Annotated in this window: 18 protein-coding genes; 8 read left to right on the top strand and 10 right to left on the bottom strand. The window is 58.3% G+C overall.

What is annotated here, in order from left to right; genetic code table 11:
- Nucleotides 1-3 precede the first annotated feature (3 nt).
- From ABVT36_RS13070 to ABVT36_RS13050, 5 genes are all read left to right on the top strand, one after another.
- Nucleotides 4-1383: a cytochrome ubiquinol oxidase subunit I gene (locus tag ABVT36_RS13070; protein ID WP_368456963.1), complete on the top strand. Its 1380-nt coding sequence runs from the start codon at nt 4-6 to the stop codon at nt 1381-1383.
- A gap of 11 nt (nt 1384-1394) precedes the next feature.
- Nucleotides 1395-2399 carry a cytochrome d ubiquinol oxidase subunit II gene (gene cydB / locus ABVT36_RS13065; RefSeq protein ID WP_367150298.1) on the top strand — a complete coding sequence of 335 codons (1005 nt, stop codon included), beginning with the start codon at nt 1395-1397 and terminating at the stop codon, nt 2397-2399.
- A gap of 712 nt (nt 2400-3111) precedes the next feature.
- Entirely contained in the window at nt 3112-3747 is a 636-nt protein-coding gene (locus ABVT36_RS13060) for a TetR/AcrR family transcriptional regulator (RefSeq protein WP_368456962.1), read from the top strand.
- Nucleotides 3748-3984: 237 nt separating this feature from the next.
- Complete coding sequence (locus ABVT36_RS13055; protein ID WP_367150276.1) at nt 3985-4263, top strand: YdcH family protein; 279 nt, start codon at nt 3985-3987, stop codon at nt 4261-4263.
- 112 nt (nt 4264-4375) lie between these two features.
- Nucleotides 4376-4978, top strand: coding sequence for a glutathione S-transferase (locus ABVT36_RS13050; RefSeq protein ID WP_368456961.1), 603 nt, complete (start codon nt 4376-4378; stop codon nt 4976-4978).
- Between the two features lie 66 nt (nt 4979-5044).
- Here the strand turns inward: ABVT36_RS13050 and ABVT36_RS13045 are convergent, their stop codons facing one another.
- Genes ABVT36_RS13045 through ABVT36_RS13025 form a run of 5 tightly spaced genes read right to left on the bottom strand, consistent with a single transcriptional unit; the run spans nt 5045 to nt 9854 of the window.
- Nucleotides 5045-6451: a M20/M25/M40 family metallo-hydrolase gene (locus ABVT36_RS13045; protein ID WP_368456960.1), complete on the bottom strand. Its 1407-nt coding sequence runs from the start codon at nt 6449-6451 to the stop codon at nt 5045-5047.
- 23 nt (nt 6452-6474) lie between these two features.
- On the bottom strand, nt 6475-6828 hold the full coding sequence (locus tag ABVT36_RS13040; protein ID WP_368456959.1) for a hypothetical protein: 354 nt from the start codon (nt 6826-6828) through the stop codon (nt 6475-6477).
- Entirely contained in the window at nt 6819-7607 is a 789-nt protein-coding gene (locus ABVT36_RS13035; protein WP_368456958.1) for a TSUP family transporter, read from the bottom strand. The genes ABVT36_RS13040 and ABVT36_RS13035 overlap by 10 nt, the downstream gene beginning before the upstream one ends.
- A 15-nt stretch (nt 7608-7622) precedes the next feature.
- Nucleotides 7623-8234 carry a 1-acyl-sn-glycerol-3-phosphate acyltransferase gene (locus tag ABVT36_RS13030; RefSeq protein WP_368456957.1) on the bottom strand — a complete coding sequence of 204 codons (612 nt, stop codon included), beginning with the start codon at nt 8232-8234 and terminating at the stop codon, nt 7623-7625.
- A gap of 36 nt (nt 8235-8270) precedes the next feature.
- Nucleotides 8271-9854: a peptide chain release factor 3 gene (locus tag ABVT36_RS13025; RefSeq protein ID WP_368456956.1), complete on the bottom strand. Its 1584-nt coding sequence runs from the start codon at nt 9852-9854 to the stop codon at nt 8271-8273.
- A gap of 160 nt (nt 9855-10014) precedes the next feature.
- On the opposite strand from ABVT36_RS13025, the gene ABVT36_RS13020 reads away from it, so the two are divergent.
- Entirely contained in the window at nt 10015-11781 is a 1767-nt protein-coding gene (locus ABVT36_RS13020; RefSeq protein WP_368456955.1) for an aminopeptidase P family protein, read from the top strand.
- 67 nt (nt 11782-11848) lie between these two features.
- On the opposite strand, the gene ABVT36_RS13015 is transcribed toward ABVT36_RS13020, so the two are convergent.
- The 5 genes from ABVT36_RS13015 to ABVT36_RS12995 all read right to left on the bottom strand — a co-directional run bounded on the left by ABVT36_RS13015 (nt 11849) and on the right by ABVT36_RS12995 (nt 17068).
- The gene (locus ABVT36_RS13015; RefSeq protein WP_368456954.1) at nt 11849-13222 is read right to left on the bottom strand and encodes an MATE family efflux transporter; all 1374 of its coding nucleotides are present in this window, start codon (nt 13220-13222) and stop codon (nt 11849-11851) included.
- Between the two features lie 123 nt (nt 13223-13345).
- A complete protein-coding gene (gene rimI, locus ABVT36_RS13010) occupies nt 13346-13816 on the bottom strand; it encodes a ribosomal protein S18-alanine N-acetyltransferase (RefSeq protein ID WP_368456953.1) in 471 nt (156 codons plus the stop codon).
- Entirely contained in the window at nt 13816-14559 is a 744-nt protein-coding gene (locus ABVT36_RS13005; protein ID WP_368456952.1) for a hypothetical protein, read from the bottom strand. Before ABVT36_RS13005 ends, rimI begins: the two co-directional genes overlap by 1 nt.
- Nucleotides 14559-16094, bottom strand: coding sequence for a 2-isopropylmalate synthase (locus ABVT36_RS13000; RefSeq protein WP_368456951.1), 1536 nt, complete (start codon nt 16092-16094; stop codon nt 14559-14561). The genes ABVT36_RS13005 and ABVT36_RS13000 overlap by 1 nt, the downstream gene beginning before the upstream one ends.
- A gap of 494 nt (nt 16095-16588) precedes the next feature.
- Nucleotides 16589-17068 carry a glutathione peroxidase gene (locus tag ABVT36_RS12995; protein WP_367150289.1) on the bottom strand — a complete coding sequence of 160 codons (480 nt, stop codon included), beginning with the start codon at nt 17066-17068 and terminating at the stop codon, nt 16589-16591.
- Between the two features lie 132 nt (nt 17069-17200).
- On the opposite strand from ABVT36_RS12995, the gene ABVT36_RS12990 reads away from it, so the two are divergent.
- Complete coding sequence (locus tag ABVT36_RS12990; RefSeq protein ID WP_368456950.1) at nt 17201-19138, top strand: cytochrome c/FTR1 family iron permease; 1938 nt, start codon at nt 17201-17203, stop codon at nt 19136-19138.
- 874 nt (nt 19139-20012) lie between these two features.
- Complete coding sequence (locus ABVT36_RS12985) at nt 20013-20381, top strand: PH domain-containing protein (protein ID WP_368456949.1); 369 nt, start codon at nt 20013-20015, stop codon at nt 20379-20381.
- Nucleotides 20382-21463: the final 1082 nt, after the last annotated feature.

Raw genomic sequence — 21463 nt, 5'->3', positions numbered from 1 at the left:
AGCATGCCAGATACACTGATACTGTCGAGGATACAGTTCGCTGCCAACATCAGCTTTCATATCCTCTTCCCCACCATCACCATCGCACTCTGCTGGATACTGCTCTTTTTCAAGCTCCGCTACGACCAGACCGGGAATCCCGTATGGATGCGCGCCTACCGTTTCTGGGTCAAGGTGTTCGCACTCACCTTTGCCCTGGGTGTGGTGAGCGGCATTACCATGTCATTCCAGTTTGGCACCAACTGGCCGGGTTTTATGGAGACCGTCGGCAATATCGCCGGGCCACTGCTGGGTTACGAGGTGTTGACGGCATTTTTTCTCGAGGCGACTTTCCTGGGCATCATGTTGTTCGGCATCAACAAGGTGCCCAGCAAAGTGCATACGCTGTCGGCCTTTCTGGTGGCCGTGGGCACCACCCTGTCCGCCTTCTGGATTCTCGCCCTCAACTCCTGGATGCAGACACCCAGCGGGTTTGAAATACGGGAAGGTGTGGTTCACGCCACCAGTTGGACCGAAGTGATTTTCAATCCCTCTTTTCCCTACCGCCTGACACATATGCTACTGGCCTCGGGCCTGACGGCGTCTTTCTTCGTCGCTGGCCTGTCCGCCTACAGAATTCTCCGCGGCGACCAAAAGCAGGCACCGCGCCTGGCGCTCAAAACGGGCCTGTTTGTAGCGGCAGTGCTGACCCCTGTGCAGGCCTATGTCGGCGACTTGCACGGCCTCAATACCTTCGCACACCAGCCGCAGAAAATTGCCGCGGTGGAAGGCGTCTGGGAAACCGAGCGCGGCGCACCACTGCTGCTGTTCGCCATCCCCGATGAAAAGCAGCGCACCAATCACTTCGAAATCGCCATTCCAAAATTGGCGAGCCTGATCCTCACCCACGATGCGGACGGTGAAATCCGAGGTCTGAATGAATTCAAGGGAAACCACCCACCGGTAAAGCCAATCTTTTTCGCTTTTCGCATCATGGTGGGCATGGGGCTGCTGATGTTGCTGGTGGCCTGGGTCGGCTGCTTTTTCCTGCGCAAACCCGGGGACCCACCCAGATGGATGCTGAAAACCCTGGTGGCAATGACTTTCTCCGGCTGGGTCGCGACCCTGGCGGGCTGGTATGTCACAGAAATCGGCCGCCAACCCTGGCTGGTCACCGGAATACTGGCAACCGCTGACGCGGTGACCCCGGTCGCCCCTGGCAATGTAGGCCTGTCCCTGAGCATGTATCTCATTGTCTATGTACTCCTCATGTGGGCCTATATCCACACGCTGAGAGTGATGGCATTGAAAGCGGTCAAGGTGGAGGAGTTCGAGACCGAGCCTCCCCAGGTGACCGGCAGTCTCACCAATCTCCCGGAATCGGCTCAGGAGGGCGCGGTATGACTATCGAAACCATGACCTTCGCCGACTGGCTGCCGGTTATCTTTATCGGCCTGATGGGCCTGGCGGTGCTCATCTATGCGATTCTGGACGGCTATGATCTGGGTGTGGGGATACTGCTGCCCATGCAGACACAGGACGAGCCCCAAAGGGACACCATGATCGCCTCCATCGGCCCCTTCTGGGACGCCAACGAAACCTGGCTGGTACTGGCCATCGGTATCCTGCTGATCGCCTTTCCCAGTGCCCACAATCTGATCCTGATGAAGCTGTATATCCCGGTTGCCATTATGTTGATCGGCCTGATCATGCGCGGTGTTGCCTTTGATTTTCGCGCCAAGGCGGCGGTTGATCGCAAGCTCACCTGGGACAGGGTTTTTAAGGCGGGCTCGCTGCTGACCGCACTCACCCAGGGCTACATGCTGGGCCAGTATGTAATGGGCTTCAACCACAGCTGGCAGGCACTGCTGTTTTCCGGCCTCAGTGCACTGGGGGTCACCGCCGCCTACACCTACATCGGCGCCGCCTGGCTGGTAATGAAGACCGAGGGGGAACTGCAGGTGCGGGCAGTCCGGTGGGCCCGGCGCGCAGGCCGCTCCACCCTGCTGGGTGTGGTGGCGGTGTCAGCGATCAATCCACTGGTAAACCCGGACGTCTTCGACCGCTGGTTTACCTACCCACTGGTGATGTTCGTATTGCTGATCCCGACACTGTGCTTCGCCGCCTTTGTAGCCAACGACCGACTGCTAAAACGCCTGCCGAAGGAAAACGACCGCTATTGCCGCACCCCCTTTCTTCTCACCGCCGGCATCTTTCTGCTGTGTTTTACCGGCCTAGCATTCAGCTTTTTCCCAGACATAGTGCCGGGCAAACTGGATATCTGGGCAGCGGCCAGTGCACCCGAGTCACTGGCATTTATCCTCGTCGGGGCAGTGATCGTAGTTCCGGTTATCCTCGCCTATACGGCCTTCTCCTACTATGTATTTTTCGGCAAGACAACCGACCTGAATTATCACTAGCGGGCTGTTGAAAAAGTGTTTTTCAGCAGCCTGCTGCCCCGAACAGGGATGTTCGGGATGTAAATCCAGACTGTAACTACCCGAATCCTTGCGGAGGTCCTGCGGGTCTGCCCCATGTGCAGAGGTTGTAAACAATCTGCGAAGACCTTTTCCTGCAAACCGCCTGGTATTGCTCGCCCCATGCGCCCGCCCCACACCAAAGTCTGCAACCGCTTTGGTTTTATAACTTTGTAGGCCTGCCTCCCGATTAACCCCGGGCCGAGGGCCATTAGAGCGATTAGCAACGAGCAGTGACTGTATTACAGTCCCTGCCCGCATTCTTGTCTCAAAAAACAATAATGACAAGAAATAACTAAGGGGCGAAGCCCGGCCAAATATTAATCCGCTCCCGGAAGACAGCAAGCAGCTAGATATCATGGATATAACAATAATTAAAAATTTTCGGCTTATTAAAAGAAAGGTAAAAATTATCTCTCTGTACGAGTGTTTTTGTTCACATATGGGCAGTCTTGCCTCTTGCAGAAGAGACTGCCACTCTCGATAATCCATGTCATGAAAAGCCAAACCGCCATGAGAGCAGGGAAGCATCTGAATCCGGTATCGACTTGTCGGGCCCGGCAGGGAGTGCTTTCTACCGACGCAGAACCGATAGAGAGTAAATGCAGCTTTGACAGAATCTGAACGAGCAATAACAAGAGGACGCCATGCGGAGTTGCCGCGCACACCCCAGCGCCGCAACGGACGCAAGAAGTTCGAAAAGCTCCTGGACAACCTTGAACAGCTGCTACAGTTTCGGGAAGCCAGCGAAATCACGCTTGCCGGTCTGAGTGAGACCGCCGGCGTGCCCACCGCGTCCGTATACCATTTTTTCCCCAGTCGCTCCGCCGCACTCGCGGCCCTGACACAACGCTATTTTTCCGCTCCACCCAGCGCGGAACAATTTATTCCAGCTGGGAAGACCTGGTTGCGCTGGCAGGATTTGTTCAGCCAGTTTCTGGATCGCCTCCTAAGTCAGTTTTCGCACAATATTCCCATGCAAAAACTCAAACTCGGCCCAACGCCCTGTTGGGCGACGCGCGAACTGCTGGTGGAGTACAACCGGGCTCTGGCCAACCTTCTGTATCGCCACATGCAGGAGCACTTTATACTGCCATCGTCTCACAGCTGGCGCGAACGCTTTCTCATGGCCATCACCATTGTCGACTCTTTCTGGTCCCTGTCTTTTAGCCGCGATCATCAGATTACGGAACAGGCCAACCAGGAAAGCAAGCGCGCCGCCCTGGCCTATCTGCGGCTTTATCTGGGCGAAACCCTGACACGCCGGCTGGAGGCACAGGCACTGTCCTGAGCGGCTAACCGCAGCCCTATGCCATAACCTGTAAAAATTTGCCCCCCCACCTGTCCCCGCACCCGCCGGAAGTCCGTTCCAACGCCTGAATTTAATTGGACCACTGCGATAAACCCGCACGCACTGACTTGCACTTCAACGAGCCATGCAAATTTTGTGAACTGGAGCACGGTTATTGCACCAATTTATGACAAGCGACTACACTTGTTTTTATAGCCAACCAGCCAGGAGCCCCGGATGTCAATCGCCCCACATACCCTCGAGAAAGATTTTCCGGCATACAGGGCGACCATCAAAAGACTGATTCAGGAGGATTTCCAATTCAGGTCCGAGAGTGCTACCTACAACAAACTGGACAAACAGATTCGAGGGCTGGAGCAGCGGGGTGTCGGCACCGATGATAACCATTTCAACACCCTAAAGATCCAGCGGGCGCGCATGAAGGACCAGCTGTACCGCCGCATCACCGACAGTGCCGACGGACATGAATTGACAGGCAACCGCACAGATCTTTGATCCAGGTGGACTGCCCGCTGAGCCACCCCGGCTCGCCGGCCACCTACTGGACATCAGCGCGCCCCTTTTGCACACTGCCGGGATCCTGCCCGGCATAGCGGAGCCCGCCACTATGAAATTGTTCTATACCAACGCCTCGCCCTACGCGCGCAGTGTGCGCATAGTGTTGCGCGAGTACGGTCTGGAGGAGCGGGTCGGGGAGACCATCTCCCATCCATTTGATGATGCACCGGAATTTTTGGCCAGCAATCCACTGGGCAAGGTACCCTGCCTGACCCTCGACGACGGCCAGGCAATTGTTGACAGCGAGGTCATCTGCGCCTACCTGGACCGGGTCATGGGCAGCGGTCGGCTTGGGGGGATATTAGAGTCGGACTGGGCCCTGAGGACTTATTACGGCGTCTGTTCCGGGCTCATCGACACACTGGTGCTGTTGCGCCAGGAAAAGGTGCGCGAGCAGCAGGAACTGCGCTCCGATTTTTGGTGGCAGCGTTATCAGAATGCCATAAGCCGCACGCTGGAATATCTGAACCGGCACAGCCAGCGACTGGGCGATACCCTGTCCCTCGCGCATATCAATCTGGCCTGCGCGCTTGATTATCTGAACTTCCGGCATCCGGAAATCAACTGGCGCAACGCCCACGGGGCGCTGGTAAGGCTGGCGGATGACCTGGAACAGCGAACTTCGTTCCAGGCCACCCGCCTGCAGGAATAGTTTCGCCCGGGGCCCACTTCAATACAGCCGTCGCAGGCTACCCGCAGCGCCCCAAAAGGGCCGGAACTATTGCGCAACGGGCACCCGGCCCAGGTCCCCTTCCATTTCCACCGCCAGAAATGACATCACTATCCAGGCGGCCACATTCTGCTTGAGGATCTCCGGGTCCACCTTGTCCAGCGTGTCGTTGGGGGTGTGGTGGTAATCGAAATAGTCGGTGCCGTCCTGGTAGAGGCCAAAGGCGGGTACGCCCCTGGCGACGAAGACGCTGCTGTCCGGACCGCCGGAAGACTTGTTGTGGCCGCGCTCGATACCCAGTGGCGCCAACAGGCGCATCATCTGATCGGCAATGTCGAACTTGGTCTCCGGCAGCCGGGTGTCGAAGCGCCAGATCTTGCCGGCCCCAAAATCGGATTCGGATACGGCGACGATCTGGTCCAACTCGCTCTGGTGAGCGGCCAGATACTGCTTGGCTCCCACCAGGCCGATCTCCTCGGCACCGTACAAAATAACCCGCAGGGTCCGCCGCGGGCGCTGGGGCAGCTCGCCGATCAGGCGCGCGGTTTCCATTACGATGGCCACCCCGGCGCCGTCATCGAGGGCGCCGGTGCCCTCGTCCCAGGAGTCCAGGTGGGCGCCGATAATGACCACTTCCTCGGGCTTTTCACGGCCGGTGATCTCGCCGATCACGTTGAAAGAGGGGCCGTCCTCCAGGCGCTGGTTGTGCACATCCAGATTCACCTCCACCGGCTTGCCGCGACTGAGCATCGCCTCCAGCAAATTGGCGTCCGGGGCCGACAGGGCCAGGGCCGGTACCGGCTTTTCAATCCCGTCGATGGACATCATCCCAGTGTGGGCGAAACGGTCGGAATCGGTACCTACGGAGCGGATCAGCAGGGCCGCGGCACCCTTCTCCGCAGCGGCGGTCATACCCTTGCTGCGGCCTGAAACCACGGGGCCATAGCCCTCACCGGTGCGGGTGCGCTCCATGCGCTTATTGATAAAAGCGATTTTACCTCTAACCTTGCGCGCCGGCGCCTTCATCAGCGCATCCACATCCGCGAACTCAACCACCTCCGCAGTGACACCACCCTCGGGGGTGCCGATCCCATAGCCCAGGGACGTGACTACCAGCGGCTGGGGAAAAGGCCCCACCACCCGCGCGTGGGCGTGGCCCCGTGCCCAGCGGGGCACTTCGATCTGCTCGGTGTAGACGCGGTCGAAACCCAGCGCCTTCATTTTTTCCTGAGCCCAGGCCACGGCGCGCCGGTCGCCCTCCGAACCGGCGGGGCGCGGGCCCACCTCCACGGTCAGCGACTCGACAATACTGTAGGCGTCGGAGGACTCCAGTGCGCGGTCGCGCAGCACTTCGGCCACCGAGAGGTCCTCCTGGCTGAGCGGCTCCGCGGATAGGGCGCCGGCCAGCAGCGTTGCAATCAGTCCCCCGGTCAACGAGAGCAGTGGTCTCAACATTTGCTTGTCCTTGGTTAAATAGGTCAGTTGTCAGTGGAGTTATTTTGGTTACCGCCGGTCAGCAGCTGTTCACGTACCGAGCGCAAACGCTCGATGCCGGCCTCGGTGAACAGATAGGGCATCTTACCCGTGTATTCCGCCTCCTCGATTTCGAGGCAGCGCAGGCGCATCCGCTCCAGCTCCGGGTCGTGGCGCATTGGATAGCCGGTCAGTACCCGCCACTCATTGTCGTCCGCCTGGCCCGCGATCACATCTTCCAGCCCGCGCACAAACTGCGCCCGCTCCATGCGAAAGCGCGGCGTTCGCAGTTGCATCAACGTCCAGATTATCAGGGCGAAGACGCAGAAAGAAATGACGATGGTCAGGATTATGGCCACAGGTGCTGCCCCCAGGCATCTGTCAGCAATTTTATCGCCACGGCGATGGTGGCCAGGATGATCACCGGCCGCACCAGCCGCGCACCCTGCACTATCACCAGATTCGATCCCAGGCGCGCACCTATGGCCTGCGCCAGGGACATGCTGATAGCCAACCAAAGCAGTATGTGGCCACCGGCAATAAAAATCACCATGGATGTGAGATTGGTGGCGAGTACCAGCGGTTTGGTATGGGCGGTGGCCCGCCTCATGTTGTACCCCAGCAGCGCGACGAACGCCAGGGCGCAAAAGGAGCCCATACCCGGCCCGAAAAATCCGCCGTAAAACCCCACACCACCGCCCACCAACAGATTGAACCGCCGGTTGCTTATGCGCGGCTGCGTATCCGCGTCCGTGATCCGCGGCGAAAACACAAAATACAGCGCAACGGCGATCAGCAGCAGCGGCAACAATGTCTGCAGCTGCTCGCCGCCGATCTGCGTGACCACCCAGGTACCCAGTGCAGCGCCGCAGACCGCCGCCAGCAGCCCCGGCCACAGGGGGCGCAGATCCAGGTGGCCACTGCGAAAATAATTGACCGCCGATGACAGTGTGCCGAACACACTCTGAAACTTGTTGGTTCCCAGCGCATCCAGTGGCGGAATGCCGGCCCACAGCAGCGCCGGCAGGGTGATCATTCCGCCGGCGCCGGCGATGGAACTGATAAACCCCGCAGTGCCGGCCACTGCGACCAGCACCAGGTAAACGCTAGGAAAACCGTTACCGTCCAATTCCACCACAATAGGCCCGCAGAATCATTCTCCCCCGGTGAAGTCAGTCTGCTTGTCCGGGTTGCACCCCCGGTAGCGGCTGAAACGTCGCTGAATCTCCATCATATCCTGGTCGAGATTGCCAACAGGGTGGTACAGGGAGTCCACGCAAATACGCTTGTTGGCAAAATCCCAGGCAACCAGAAGGATCGGCACATCCGCTGCATAGGCGATGCGCAGAAAGCCGTTCTTCCATTTGTCCACCTTATTGCGCGTGCCCTCAGGGGTGATCGCCACCCACATTTTGTCATTCTGGCGATAGGCATTGGCCATCTGCTGGGCAATGCCCCCCGGCGCCTTGCGATCGGTGGGCAGCCCCCCCAGGGCCATAAACAGCGATTTGAACGGGAAGAAGAAGGCCTCCTTCTTCATCATGAAAAACACCCTCACCCGCAGCGCCATGATAAACGGCATGGCCACCACAAAATCCCAGTTGGAAGTGTGCGGGGCCAGGGCCACCATGACCTTTTTCTGCGCCGGCAACTGGCCGTCGAAGCGCCAGCCCAGCAGCTTCACAATCAGCAGGCCCAGGGCGCCCACCAGGCGGCTCTTTATACGCGGCACCTCCGCCGGCAGTTGCTTGGGAATTGTAGGCATTCTGATTTTCTCTCCTGCAGGCTTCTGCCGTTCAGATCAGTGTTCGCGGGTGGCGTAAAAACGGATATCCCCGTAACGCTCCTGTGCCAGCTGCAGATTTACCCGCGTCGGCGCCAGATAGGTCAGGTGGCCGGAGCCATCCAGGGCCAGATTGGTGCTGGCCTTGCGCTTGAATGCATCCAGCTCCCTGGCGCTGTCACTATCAACCCAGCGGGCTGTGTGCACATTCACGTTTTCGTAGATTGCATCCACCTTGTATTCGTCCTTGAGACGATAGGCCACCACCTCGAACTGGAGTACGCCCACTGCACCCACAATGATGTCGTTGTTGTCCAGAGGGAAAAACACCTGGGTGGAACCCTCCTCGGAAAGCTGTTGCAGGCCCTTTTGCAACTGCTTGAGTTTCAATGGATCCCGGAGGCGGATACGGCGAAACAGTTCCGGCGCAAAATTGGGGATACCGGAAAACTTGAGCGATTCCCCCTCGGTAAAAGTATCCCCTATCTGAATGGTGCCATGGTTGTGCAGGCCGATAATATCGCCGGCTATGGCCTCCTCCACGTGCGTGCGGTCACCGGCCATAAAGGTCACCGCATCGGCAATCTTCACCTCTTTGCCGATGCGCACATGCTTCATTTTCATACCGCGACTGTAGGTACCGGAACAGACGCGCATAAAGGCAATACGGTCGCGGTGCTTCGGGTCCATGTTCGCCTGAATCTTAAACACGAAGCCGCTGAATTTTTCCTCGTCCGGCTGCACGACACGCTGCTGTGTTTCGCGGGGCTGCGGACCCGGTGCCCACTCTACAAATCCGTCGAGGAATTCGCGCACACCGAAATTCCCCAGAGCAGTGCCAAAAAATACCGGCGTCAGCTCCCCGGCGAGATAGGCGGGCAGGTCGAACCTGTGGGTGGCGCCCCGCACCAGCTCTATCTCCTCGCGAATGTCATCGGCGTACTCCCCCAGCAGAGCAGTGGCTTCGTCGGAGTCCAGACCCCGGATCTGCACATCTTCGGGGATGGTGTGACCCTGCCCCTGGCGGTATACATGGATGGTGTCCGTATAGAGGTTATAGACGCCCTTGAATTCCTTGCCGGAACCCAGCGGCCAGTTGATCGGCGCTGCCTGAATGTCCAGCACCGCCTCTATCTCGTCCATCACTTCGATAGGGTCGCGGATATCGCGGTCCAGCTTATTGATAAACGACAGTATCGGCGTGGTGCGCAGGCGGCACACATTCATCAGCTTGATGGTGCGGTCCTCTACACCCTTGGCGCCGTCGATCACCATCAATGCAGAGTCCACCGCAGTGAGCACCCGGTAGGTGTCCTCGGAAAAATCCTCGTGGCCCGGAGTATCCAGCAGGTTTACCACCCGCTCCCGGTAGGGGAACTGCATGACCGAAGAGGTCACAGAGATGCCGCGTTCCTGCTCCATGGTCATCCAGTCGGAGCGCGCATGGGGTCCCCGCTTGCCTTTTACGGAGCCGGCCAGCTGGATGGCGTTACCGAACAGCAACAGCTTTTCAGTAACAGTGGTCTTGCCCGCATCCGGGTGGGAAATGATAGCGAAAGTGCGGCGGCCGGCGATGCCCGCCGGGGAGTGGCTCTGACCCATAGTGCTTGTGCTTCGGTAGCTCTGTGCTGCGGCGAAAAGGAGCGCAGCATTATACACGTCAAGCGGGCACCCCGCGGTGCAAATTTAACCAGTGACAGTCACTGGGCACCCCGGCTGTTACACTGCACCCTATCGTCAATTGAGAGGTCGGGAAGGTTCCATGAGCAGCGACAGGCTAGAGGCATTGCGGGAAGAGCTGAAGCGCCAGCAGGTGCAGGGGTTTCTGGTCCCCCGTGGAGACGAATACCAGAATGAATATGTGCCCGCCTCCGACGAGCGACTCGCCTGGCTCACAGGTTTTACCGGTTCCGCCGGCCTGGCCGCGGTCAGCGCCGACAGTGCGGCGCTGTTCGTGGATGGTCGCTATACACTGCAGGCCCAGCAACAACTGGGCCATAGAGCCATCGAGCAGGAAAACCTGAACAACAGCGCCATTGCGAGCTGGCTGTGTGAACAGCTCAAGTCCGGGGATGCCCTGGGTTACGATCCACGCCTGCATACGGAACCGGGCCTGGCACCGCTGCGCAAGCGGCTGCAGGAGCGGGATATCCTCCTGCACCCGCTGGAACAGAACCCCATCGATGCTATCTGGAGCGACCGACCGACCGCACCCTCTGGCCCGGCACGCCCCCACCCCCACACCTTCACCGGCGAGCACTCGGCGGAGAAGCGTCTGCGGATCTCCGCCCTGCTGGCGGACAAACGCGCTGATGCCCTGTGGCTGCCCAACCCGGAAGTGTGCGCCTGGCTGTTCAATATTCGCGGTACCGACGTGCCACATCTGCCCGTCGCCCTGACCAGCGGGCTCCTTTACCGGGATGGCAGCGCCACCCTGTATATGGCCGCGGAGGCGGTCACAGACGCGCTGATCCAGCACCTGGACAGAGAGGTCACCCTCGTCAATGACAAGGAGGCGCTGTTCGAAGCAGCCAAACGCCGCCACGTGGCCAGGGTTTGGGTGGACCCGCTGATCACCAACTGCTGGACACTGCAGCGGCTGCGCCTGCTGGAGATTGAGTTGCTGGTGGAGCGCGACCCCATCACCCGCGCCAAAGCGTGCAAGAATCCGGTGGAGCTGGCGGGGGCCCAGGCCGCCCATGAACGGGACGGCGCTGCCCTCTGTGAATTTCTGGCGGAACTGCCGGCGGCGGTGGCCGCTGGCAACTTCGGCGAACTGGAGGCGGTGCATTTGTTGCGCGACAAGCGCGAACAGCGCGAGGGTTTCAGCGACGACAGCTTCGACTCCATTTCCGGCTACGGCCCCAATGGCGCCATAGTGCACTACCGGGTCAGTCCCGAAACCAGCCTTAGCCTGAAGCCCGAAGGGCTCTACCTGATCGATTCCGGCGGTCAATATCCGGACGGCACCACCGATGTCACCCGCACTGTGGCCCTGGGTGCCTTCCCCGCCCACGCCCGCGACCATTTCACCCGGGTGCTCAAGGGGCATATCGCCATCGCCACCCTGCGCTTCCCCGCCGGCACCTGTGGCGAGCAGATCGATGCCTTTGCGCGCAAGGCGCTGTGGGACGCGGGGTTGGACTATGCCCACGGGACGGGTCACGGTGTGGGCAGTTTTCTCAGCGTGCACGAGGGGCCGCAGCGCATCGGCAAAGTCAGCACCCAAGTGGCGCTGGAACCCGGCATGATCCTCTCCAACGAACCCGGTTACTACCTTACCGGCCAGTATGGTATTCGCATCGAAAACCTGGTGTTCGTCAGGGAATCACCCGGATACAACGGGTTTCTGGAGTTTGAGGCACTGACTTTGGCGCCCATAGACCGCCAACTGATGGACCCGGAATTGCTGACCCAGCAAGAGCTGGACTGGGTTAACAGCTACCACCAGCGCGTGCGCGAAACACTGATGCCACTGGTCAACGCAAAAACCCGGGATTGGCTGGTAGCCGCCACTGCCAGTATTTAGCAGGACGTTGAAGAAAAAGTATTTTTCAACAGTCTGTTGTTCCGAACAGGGATGCTCGGGGCGCAAATCAGGCAGTACAAGCTCGATGCGGGGCCCTGTCCCGGCTGCGCACCGTGCGCCGCAGCCACCACCAGGCCAGGCCGCCCAGTAAAAGGTTGGCGGTGGCGGTAGCCAGGAACAAGCCCGTCACCCCCCAGTAGCGATTGCCGACCCACGCCAGCGGCAGGTAGACGCCCAGCACCCGCAGGAAAGAGATCAGCGTTGCCGGCAGCGGCCTCCCGAGACCGTTGAAGGCCGCGTTGGCACACATGACAAAACCGTAACCGGCGTAACTGAAGGGAACCAGTGTCAGATAGGCCACCGCCACCGCCAGCACGTCCGGAGAATCGCTGAACAGCCGCACCAGGGCGGGCCCCGCAAAGTACAGCAACAGCCCCAGGGCGATACCAAAACCGATGCAAAAGCGGGCCAGTACCGACACCGTTTGTCCCATTCGCTCCAGCTTGCCCGCCCCCGCATTCTGGCCCATGAATGGTCCCACCACCGACGACAGGGCATAAAACACGATCAGCGCCATGGGCTCAATACGCAGGGCCACCCCCAGGCCAGCTACCGCATCGGCGCCGTGAACCGCCACCAGCGCCACTACCACGCCGCCGGCCATGGGAATAATGACATTGGTGGCAATCGCCGGTAATCCCACCACCAGTACACTGCGCCAGGAGTTCAGCAGCGCAGAGAGCCGCCACTGCGGCGGCGCCAGCAGTTTTTCCCGGTACACAAGAAAATAACAGGCCACCGCACAGCTCACGGCACGCGCAATCACCGTGGCCAGGGCCGCCCCGCGCAGTTCCAGGCGGGGGAAGCCGAACAGGCCGAAAATCAACAGCGGATCGAGAATCAGGTTCAGCAGCGCAACCGCGATCAGAACGCGGCCGGCAATGGCACTGTTGCCGATCGCCCGCAGCGCTGCCAGCGCCACCATAGGCACTACGGCAAAAGTGGCACCCAGGTACCAGAGCACCATATAGTCGGCGATCAACGGCAGCATTTCCTCCCGCGCCCCCAGCAACCGGAACAGCGGCTCTATGGTAGCGAGGCCGACCACGGTGATCAGCAGTGCGAACAGCACCGCCAGAAGCGAGGCATCGGTCACCAGGCGCCGCACCTGCCCATAGTCGCCGGCACCATAGGCGCGCGCCACAGCCGAAGACACGCCCGCCCCCAGGCCGATGGCAAAACTATTGATCACCATCACCACCGGGAAGCTAAAGCTCATCGCCGCCAGCGGGGCACTGCCCAGCTGGGCGACAAAATAGGTGTCCACGGCGTTAAACGACATAGTGGCGAGGATGCCCCAAACCATGGGCAGCGCCAGGCGTTGCAGGTGCCCGGACACCGAACCTTCGATCAGGGAGGGATTTCTACTGCCTGGTGTCATGAAGAACTCTGGAAAAATTTCGTCGCCACTGTGCCTGCGCGATCCGGCAACGCAGGGGCTTACTCAAAGAGGTAATGCTAACAGTTATTCGCGTGTGGTGAGGGCAATGGGGGATTGGCATCGCTAAAGGAACAGGCTCATCAGCACCGCGTCCTCGCGATCACCATCTGCAGTTGGGTAATAGCGTTTGCGCACGCCGTCCTGCGCGAATCCGAGCGCCTGATACAGGTGGCGCGCGGGAGCATTGGACGCGCGGACTTCAAGCAGCACACGCCCGACTTCCGCCGGTAACTGCCCCAGCAGCCTGTGCAGCAGTGCCTGTGCGATTCCGCGCCGCCGCCAGGCGGGCACTACCGCCAGATCCAGGATCTCCGCCTGATCGAACCGCTGCAACAACACACAGGCAGCGATGTTTTCCGCCGCCTGATCGCGACGCAACAGCCAGCACTGGTGGCCAGCGCGCACACTGTCCCGATACTGGCTGCGACTCCAGGGGTGATCGGTGGCCGCCGCCGCTATCTCCGCCAGCAGGGCGCAGTCCGCGACCCCCGCCCGCAGTAACTGCAGGCCCGACAGAGGGCAGTCACTGGGCATCAGGCCTGGCACTGCTGCGGATAGGTCTGCCGCAGCAACAGCCACAGATCGCGTTTGCGCTCCGGAGCCTGCAGCAGTTCGCTGAGACCGGGCGTGGCGAGAATGCGAGTACCCTTCCATTCTGTCACCGGCCCGTCCAGGCGCACCGGGGAGCAGTATGCCTGCGCCTGCCGCCCCATCAACCAGATGGAATTTACCGGCCGCCGCGCACTGGCCGCTTCCAGCCAGCTGGAGCAGGTATCCCTCGCGTCGGATTCCGCCGCCGCGGCGGCAAAGCGGTTTTCCGTCAAGGGCCAGCGCAACTGCTCCCGGTCCCGGGGCAGCTGGTGCCAACCCAGGGCGCGGACAATGTTGTCAAACAGGGACTGTACCGGCAGTGCGGCACCCGGTTGATGGCCATCCACCGCCAGCAGGGTGTCACCGAGCCACCAGCAACTCAGCACAAACGGCTCGACCGCCGGCCCCGCGGATGGGGTCACATCGGCGCTCTGGCCAGAGGCACTGGTTTCGCGCCCCCGCTCTTCCTGCGCTGTGCCCGCCTCAGCCGGCGGAGATGGCGGTACCGAAACTTCGGACATCACCTGCGCCACCGCCTGCGGCAGCGGGTCGCTGGCCGGGACATCCTCTGGCGGCGGTGGCAGCGTGGCCTGCTGGGGTGTGGGCGCCAACGGCAGCAAAAATCGCGGCCTGTAACTGCTAACCCCCAGCGCCTGCAAGTATTCCGCGCGGTGGAGTTCGTGCATCAGACACCCTGTCGCTTGCTTTCGCCACTGGCCAGCAGATTGAGAGCGTCCAGGTAAGCCTGTGCGGAAGCCACGAGAATGTCGGTATCGGCCCCCACTCCATTGACCAGACGGCCATCCCTTTCCAGGCGCACCGTCACTGTGCCCTGGGAGTCGGTGCCCTGGGTGACCGCGTTGACCGAATAGAGCTTCAGGTCGGCATCGCTGTTGGCAACGGTTTCGATCGCCTTGAAGGTCGCATCCACCGGGCCACTTCCCTCCGCCTCTGCGGCCACCCCACTGCCGTCTATCATCAATTGCAACTGGGCCCGCGGACGGTTGCCGCTGCGGCTGTGCACATCCAGGGATTCGAGGCGAAAACGCTCTATAGGGGCCTCGGCACCCGTGGCGATGGATTGCAGGTCCTCGTCGAAGATTTCGTGTTTCTTGTCGGCCAGGTCCTTAAATCGCTGGAACACCTGCTGGAATTCATCCGCTTCCGCAAACAGAATCCCCAACTCCTCGTAGCGTGCCTTCACCGCGGCGCGGCCGGAGTGCTTGCCCAGCACCAGGCGGTTCTGCCCCCAACCCACATCTTCGGCACTCATGATTTCGTAGGTTTCACGGTGCTTGAGCACTCCGTCCTGGTGGATACCGGACTCGTGGGCGAAGGCGTTGGCACCGACAATGGCCTTGTTGGGCTGTACCGGAAAACCGGTAATGGAAGATACCAGTCGGGAAGTGGGCACTATATGGGAGGCGTCGATGCGCGTTTCCACCGGGTAGAGATCCTGGCGGGTGCGGACCGCCATCACGATTTCCTCCAGCGATGCGTTACCCGCTCTTTCACCCAGGCCGTTGATGGTGCACTCCACCTGACGCACGCCATTCATTACCGCCGCCAGTGAGTTGGCCACCGCAAGGCCCAGGTCATTGTGGCAGTGAGTGGAGAAAATCGCCTTGTCGGAGTTGGGCACATGCTCAATCACACGTTTGAACATAGCACCATACTCTTCCGGCTCACCGTAACCCACCGTATCCGGGATATTGATGGTGCCGGCGCCGGCGTCGATCACCGCTTCGATGATGCGGTACATGAAGTCCGGCTCGGAACGACTGCCGTCCTCCAGCGAGAACTCCACGTCGTCGGTGAACTGGCGCGCCTGTCTGACTGCCGCAACCGCCTGTTCCAACACCTTCTCCGGCTCCATCTGCAGCTTGTATTGCATATGGATAGGGGAGGTGGCGATAAAAGTATGAATACGTGAAGCATTGGCTTTTTGCAGCGCTTCCCCGGCGCGGGCAATGTCCGGGCTCACAGCGCGCGCCAGGCTGCACACGCGGGAATCCTTCACAGTTTCCGCCACCGCCCGCACCGCCTCAAAATCTCCCTGACTGGCAATTGCGAATCCGGCCTCAATCACATCCACCCGCATACGCTCGAGCATACGCGCTATGCGAACCTTCTCGTCCCTGGTCATGGACGCGCCGGGGCTCTGCTCGCCGTCGCGCAGCGTCGTGTCGAATATGACTAGTTTTTCTTTATTGGTGTTCATACTGGCTAACCTCCTCGTCGGCGCCGAGGCTAAACAGCAGCGTGGCGGCTGTCTACGCGCGACTCAAATACAGTGTGGAATCCTGTTGAAGGGTGGCGGAGTAAAATTATCTACCGCCGCGCGATAGTCGCAACGAAAATATTAGGGCGCCTGAGCGGCCCGAACATGGTAGTGGCTGGTTGCACATGTTGGCTTGCTACTGGCAGCAGAGGGTTGTCGGGCACTATACCTTCAGGCCAGGCTGAAATCAATGTATATCCTAAAAATCATTGAAATCAGATATAAAACACCAAAAATCGATAAAATCATCGAGCAGAAAAGGATTAAAATCCTAAATTTCCACCCCTTTGAGCCAGGTTTAGCGTACCCCTCCCGTACAGCCGGGGCCCAGACTGCCAAGTCCTGTGAATGACCCCGCCCGAATCGCGGACTGCAAAGCGGAGGCCCACTATGAGCCCGGGACACCCCGGGCCCTCTGTTCGCCTTGTAAGGCATCACAGCAACGGGGCTATCGCGGACTCAATCGCCTCCGGTCTGTCCTTCGGTGCGAAGCGCTGCACCACCTTGCCGTCCCGATCCAGCAGGAACTTGGTGAAATTCCACTTGATTGCCTCTGTTCCCAGAATGCCCGGTGCACTGCGCTTCAGCGCGGCAAAAAGCGGGTGCGCATCGGGTCCATTGACATTGAGCTTGGCATACAGAGGGAAAGTGACGCCAAAGTTCAGTGTGCAAAACTCTTTGATCTCCTCATCAGAGCCGGGTTCCTGGGCACCAAACTGGTTGCACGGAAAGCCCAGCACCGCAAAACCCCGTTCCCGGTACTTTTGGTAAATGGCCTCCAGGCCTTTGTACTGTGGAGTAAAGCCGCATTTGCTGGCGGTGTTGACAATGAGCAGCACCTGGCCCCGGTGCTCGGCGAGAGATGTGTCACGGCCATCTCCGGCTTTTACAGAAATAGAAAGCAGGTCATCCATCATCAGCTCCTTTGGTGCATTTGAGATTGCGCACGAAAACAATAAGCAACGAAAGGCACACAAGACTTTATTATGAGAATAATTATCAATATTATTGCCCCTCGATTCTCACCGGTAAGGAGTCTTCCGTCAATGCGCAGCCTGTCCCTGTTCTTTTACAAATCACTGCTGTTGCTCATGCTGGCCGCCGGAGCCCATGGCCAGGCGGAACCACAGGCGCCGGCGGACCTGCGCCAATTGATGCAGCTGGCGGAGTATATCGGTGTCGACTATGCCGAGGCAGTGCGCGACGGACAGATCATCAATGGGGACGAATATTCTGAGATGGAAGAGTTCGCCCAACTGCTGGTGGATCGTGTTACAGGGCTGGAGGCAGAGGGCGAGACGCGGAAAATTCACGACAGTGCCGCGGCACTGCAGGCCGCGATTCGCAACAAAGCCAGCCTGGCTGAAGTCCAGACCCTCACCGCCGCCCTGCGCCAGGGTCTGGTATCCATTTCACCCCAGCTGTCCCTGCCCCAATCCCTCCTCCAAGTGGAGCAAAGCGCAGCACTCTACCAGGCGCAATGCGCCACCTGTCACGGCAATGCGGGCAGGGGGGATGGCCCACTCTCCGCCCAATTGGAACCGGCCCCCACTGACTTCCACGATGTGGCCCGGGCCGAAAATCGCTCACTGCTGGGGCTTTACGATGCCATCAGCAACGGCATCGATGGCACCGCCATGGCAGCCTTTGCCAACCTTACGGATCAACAGCGGTGGTCGCTGGCTTTTTACGTCGGCGGCCTGGCCTTCAAAGGCAGCGCCGGGGCGGAACAACAAACCACAAACAAACTGGGTCTACAGGACCTGGTGATGTACAGCCCCAAGGTGTTGCTGCGCGACCAGCCCCAGACTTCACCCCAGGCTATCGCCGCACTGCGCGCCGATCCTTCGCCGCTCTTTGCCGCCGACAACACACCGGACCAACCGCCCCTGCAGATAGCGCGCTCCCATCTCGAACAGGCTTTCGCCGCCTACCAGCGCGGCGACTATAGCCACGCCCAGAGCCTGGCCATCAGCGCCTACCTGGATGGATTTGAACTGGCCGAAACTTCGCTCGATTCCCACGACAAGGCGCTGCGACTGAGCATAGAGCGCGAATTGTTGGCCCTGCGCGCAAAGCTGAACGCATCCGGCGATCCCCAGGCGGTGCAGGAGCAGGTTCAGCAGCTGCTGACGAGCCTGGAAACCGCGGAATCACTGATGCAGGAAAACACCCTCTCGGGCACCGCGGTATTTTTTGCCAGCCTGCTCATTTTACTGCGGGAGGGGCTGGAGGCACTGCTGATCGTCATTGCGCTGGTAACCATACTGATCAAATCCAAGCGCAACGACGCCATCAAATATGTGCACCTGGGGTGGGTCACCGCGCTGGCAGCCGGCACCGCCACCTGGCTGGCGGCACAGCAACTGATCACCATCAGTGGCGCCAGCCGCGAAGTCATGGAGGGTGTAGCGGCTGCGCTGGCGGCCGCCGTACTGTTTTATGTGGGCTACTGGATGCACAGCAAAACCGACGCTCAGGAATGGCAGAAATATATCCAGAGCAATATCGACCGCAGCCTCGGCAAAGGGACACTATGGGGTATAGCGGCACTGGCATTTCTAGCGGTTTATCGGGAGATTTTCGAAACCATCCTGTTTTATCAGGCCTTGATGACACAGACATCCGGGGCTGGTTACGGCGCCCTCTGGTCCGGCACCCTCGCCGCGGCCGGCCTGCTGTTGCTGACCGGCTGGGCCATGGTGCGCTACTCGGCGCGACTGCCGATTGGCAAATTCTTCACCATCACAACCTATTTCCTACTGGGCCTGTCCTTCGTCCTGGCGGGCAAGGCGGTGGCCGCGCTGCAGGAGGCGGCGCTGCTGAATATTAGCCCGCTGCCTGTGGCCTTCTCTTTCGACTGGCTCGGTATTTATCCCACCTGGCAGGGTGTGGGGCTGCAGTTCGCCATCCTGGTGGCCGCCTTTTGGCTGTGGCGGCGCGGGCGCAACGCCGATGATGGTGCCAGCACCGTCAAGGTCTAAAAGCTCTTAGAAGATACCCCACCACCGCGGGGTATCTTCAACACCTACAAGCGTCATCGCAAGGTTTGTACGCTCTAACAGGTTGTTGAAAAAGGCATCCTGCCTTTTTCAACACACGAAAAGCGAAAAATGTGATTTTCACTTTTCTCCCAAAATCAACGACTCAGTCGTCGCCGATTTTGCCGGAACCTCCATATTCCGGTAGCAGGCGTCGAAATTCTTCGAATTTCAACAGCCTGCTAAGGGAAATACTACAGCAATCTAATTGCAAAACAGCATGAAGGCCGTCTCCTCTATTCACCTTTTCGCCTAAATCGCTCTTTTGTGAGCGCCTGGCGCAGTCGATTCCCTGGGCTCTGGTGGCGTTCACGCCGAAGACATTGGCAGCAGAATTGAATCCACGGGGCTATGGGTTCCCGCCCGACGCTGACCGACTACGTGAGTGTATAGAGGCAGGTTTTTTCGCTTCGCAGACTGTAGTGGCGCGAACGAGGCTCACAGCGGACTGACTCAGGAAATGGAGATCGGGACACGAGCTCATCTCATTGAATGCTGTATATATCTATTTATACGTAAGTTAACGCCATTTCCCAGTAGCGGGCCTCACGAGTACCGATATACCCGAGGCTCGAAAAGCCCAATTTATATTGGCTATCTGGCTGATTTTATAGGATAGTTGCAGAGATAACGGATGCTATAGAAGACCCCCCGGAGGTCTCATGAGTACCGCGGCTTGCTATCCGCGGCATGCCGCGACCACTACCAAGTTGTAACCTTATGATTTTTATAGGTTTTTTATTCGATCAATTCCGACGAACCGGGCGGTATAGACGGAATTCCGCACAATAAACTGTTAGCTATAAAAGGATATTCAATGATAGATTTCAATAATAAAGGTTTTTTCAAGTTAAAACAGAATTCTAATTTTTCAGAAAAAGTAAGTGATTTACTTTTAAGTGACGAGCACATAATTGATTCATACAAATCAATGCGAGACGGAGTTGTATTCACAAGTAAAAGAATAATTGCAGTTAATGTTCAAGGCCTTACTGGAAGCAAAAAGGATTTTACATCTTTACCCTACAAAAATATCGTTGCCTATTCGATCGAAACATCAGGCACTTTTGATCTCGATTCTGAATTAGAGATATACTTTTCGGCGGTCGGCAAAGTTAAATTTGAGTTTACCGGTAAGTCATCCATGGTGGAAATATCAAAAATAATTTCCAGTTATTTATTATAGATGAAATAAATTAGAGCTATTAATAGCTAACAAAGCCATGTAAATCGTGTGCAAGCGCACTGGACTCGCAACAAGTTGCTCGCCTTTAATGGCGGCGTTATGCGACCGAGTTACCCATGAAAAGTAGACACCTCACTACTACCAAATGAGCAACATGGATAAGTGGGATCTCAGCAGAAAGCCAACCAAACGAGAAAAAATCTCAGCGGCCATAATTTCCTTTATCCTATTGATGTTTACATCGTTAGGCCTGTACGTAAACATCTCTATGCTACTTGAAGGCGAAGCTTCGTTTTCATCATTTATTGTTGTTCTAATTTTGTTTATGGGGGCGTTAGTTTTATTTGTTCGCTCAGCGTTTTTAAAGCGAAAGAAGCTAACTCCAAAAGCAATTAGGTATACTGGCTACGTACTTTTTTGCCTTAGCTGTTCTATGTTTATTTTGCCCTTTATTGCGTCTAACGAATCGGCAAATATATTCTATATGTTTAGCGCAGGTTTAACTGGCATTGCCGGTAGCAAGCTAATAATTAGCCAGGGTTCGAACAATGAAAACACTTAACAAGGCGCGCAATGCTTGACCAAGGGAACCTTGGCCTGGACAGCCACTGCTACGCAGCGCCTGCCCATTCGCTTGGCGTTATGCGACTAAGGAACTTTAGGCTATTGCTCTATGAACTACGGACGCTGGTACATTTACGGAATCGGTTTGGCGTTTATACTGTATCTCTTGATCCGAAATATCGACCGAGATTACTACCGAAGAAAACGAGCGATATTGAAGCGGCGTAAGGAAAAGCTGGAAGCAAGAAGAGTGAAAAATAGTAATCAAAACAAAAGGTTAAAAGGGTGATCGATAGTGACATCGGCAGTAGCGCATAACCAACGCAGGCAGGCACGCACACTACGTGCGCTGGACGCCTTTTCCGAAACTTCGCTTCTCCAAAGGCGCCCCTGCTGCGGGCGTTAAATATTATGGAGGATTCAACGCATGGGTCAAAATAATCCATATGAAATGGTATTGGTGGTGAGCTTTATCCCCAGTGACCCATCTGGCAAGCATGGTAAGGTTGACATTCGAC

This window comes from Microbulbifer sp. TYP-18 (genome assembly GCF_040932045.1).
In the GTDB taxonomy this organism is placed as follows: domain Bacteria; phylum Pseudomonadota; class Gammaproteobacteria; order Pseudomonadales; family Cellvibrionaceae; genus Microbulbifer.
Note: the sequence above shows the minus strand (reverse complement) of the source record. Positions and strands in the feature narration are given on the sequence as shown.

What these genes read in the sequence shown, in the direction of transcription:
- ABVT36_RS13070 (WP_368456963.1), top strand. Translation starts at nt 4, where the DNA reads ATGCCAGATACACTGATACTGTCGAGGATACAGTTCGCTGCCAACATC.
- cydB (WP_367150298.1), top strand. Translation starts at nt 1,395, where the DNA reads ATGACCTTCGCCGACTGGCTGCCGGTTATCTTTATCGGCCTGATGGGC.
- ABVT36_RS13055 (WP_367150276.1), top strand. Translation starts at nt 3,985, where the DNA reads ATGTCAATCGCCCCACATACCCTCGAGAAAGATTTTCCGGCATACAGG.
- ABVT36_RS13050 (WP_368456961.1), top strand. Translation starts at nt 4,376, where the DNA reads ATGAAATTGTTCTATACCAACGCCTCGCCCTACGCGCGCAGTGTGCGC.
- ABVT36_RS13045 (WP_368456960.1), bottom strand. Translation starts at nt 6,451, where the DNA reads ATGTTGAGACCACTGCTCTCGTTGACCGGGGGACTGATTGCAACGCTG.
- ABVT36_RS13030 (WP_368456957.1), bottom strand. Translation starts at nt 8,234, where the DNA reads ATGCCTACAATTCCCAAGCAACTGCCGGCGGAGGTGCCGCGTATAAAG.
- ABVT36_RS13025 (WP_368456956.1), bottom strand. Translation starts at nt 9,854, where the DNA reads ATGGGTCAGAGCCACTCCCCGGCGGGCATCGCCGGCCGCCGCACTTTC.
- ABVT36_RS13020 (WP_368456955.1), top strand. Translation starts at nt 10,015, where the DNA reads ATGAGCAGCGACAGGCTAGAGGCATTGCGGGAAGAGCTGAAGCGCCAG.
- ABVT36_RS13015 (WP_368456954.1), bottom strand. Translation starts at nt 13,222, where the DNA reads ATGACACCAGGCAGTAGAAATCCCTCCCTGATCGAAGGTTCGGTGTCC.
- rimI (WP_368456953.1), bottom strand. Translation starts at nt 13,816, where the DNA reads ATGCCCAGTGACTGCCCTCTGTCGGGCCTGCAGTTACTGCGGGCGGGG.
- ABVT36_RS13005 (WP_368456952.1), bottom strand. Translation starts at nt 14,559, where the DNA reads ATGCACGAACTCCACCGCGCGGAATACTTGCAGGCGCTGGGGGTTAGC.
- ABVT36_RS13000 (WP_368456951.1), bottom strand. Translation starts at nt 16,094, where the DNA reads ATGAACACCAATAAAGAAAAACTAGTCATATTCGACACGACGCTGCGC.
- ABVT36_RS12995 (WP_367150289.1), bottom strand. Translation starts at nt 17,068, where the DNA reads ATGGATGACCTGCTTTCTATTTCTGTAAAAGCCGGAGATGGCCGTGAC.
- ABVT36_RS12990 (WP_368456950.1), top strand. Translation starts at nt 17,201, where the DNA reads ATGCGCAGCCTGTCCCTGTTCTTTTACAAATCACTGCTGTTGCTCATG.
- ABVT36_RS12985 (WP_368456949.1), top strand. Translation starts at nt 20,013, where the DNA reads ATGATAGATTTCAATAATAAAGGTTTTTTCAAGTTAAAACAGAATTCT.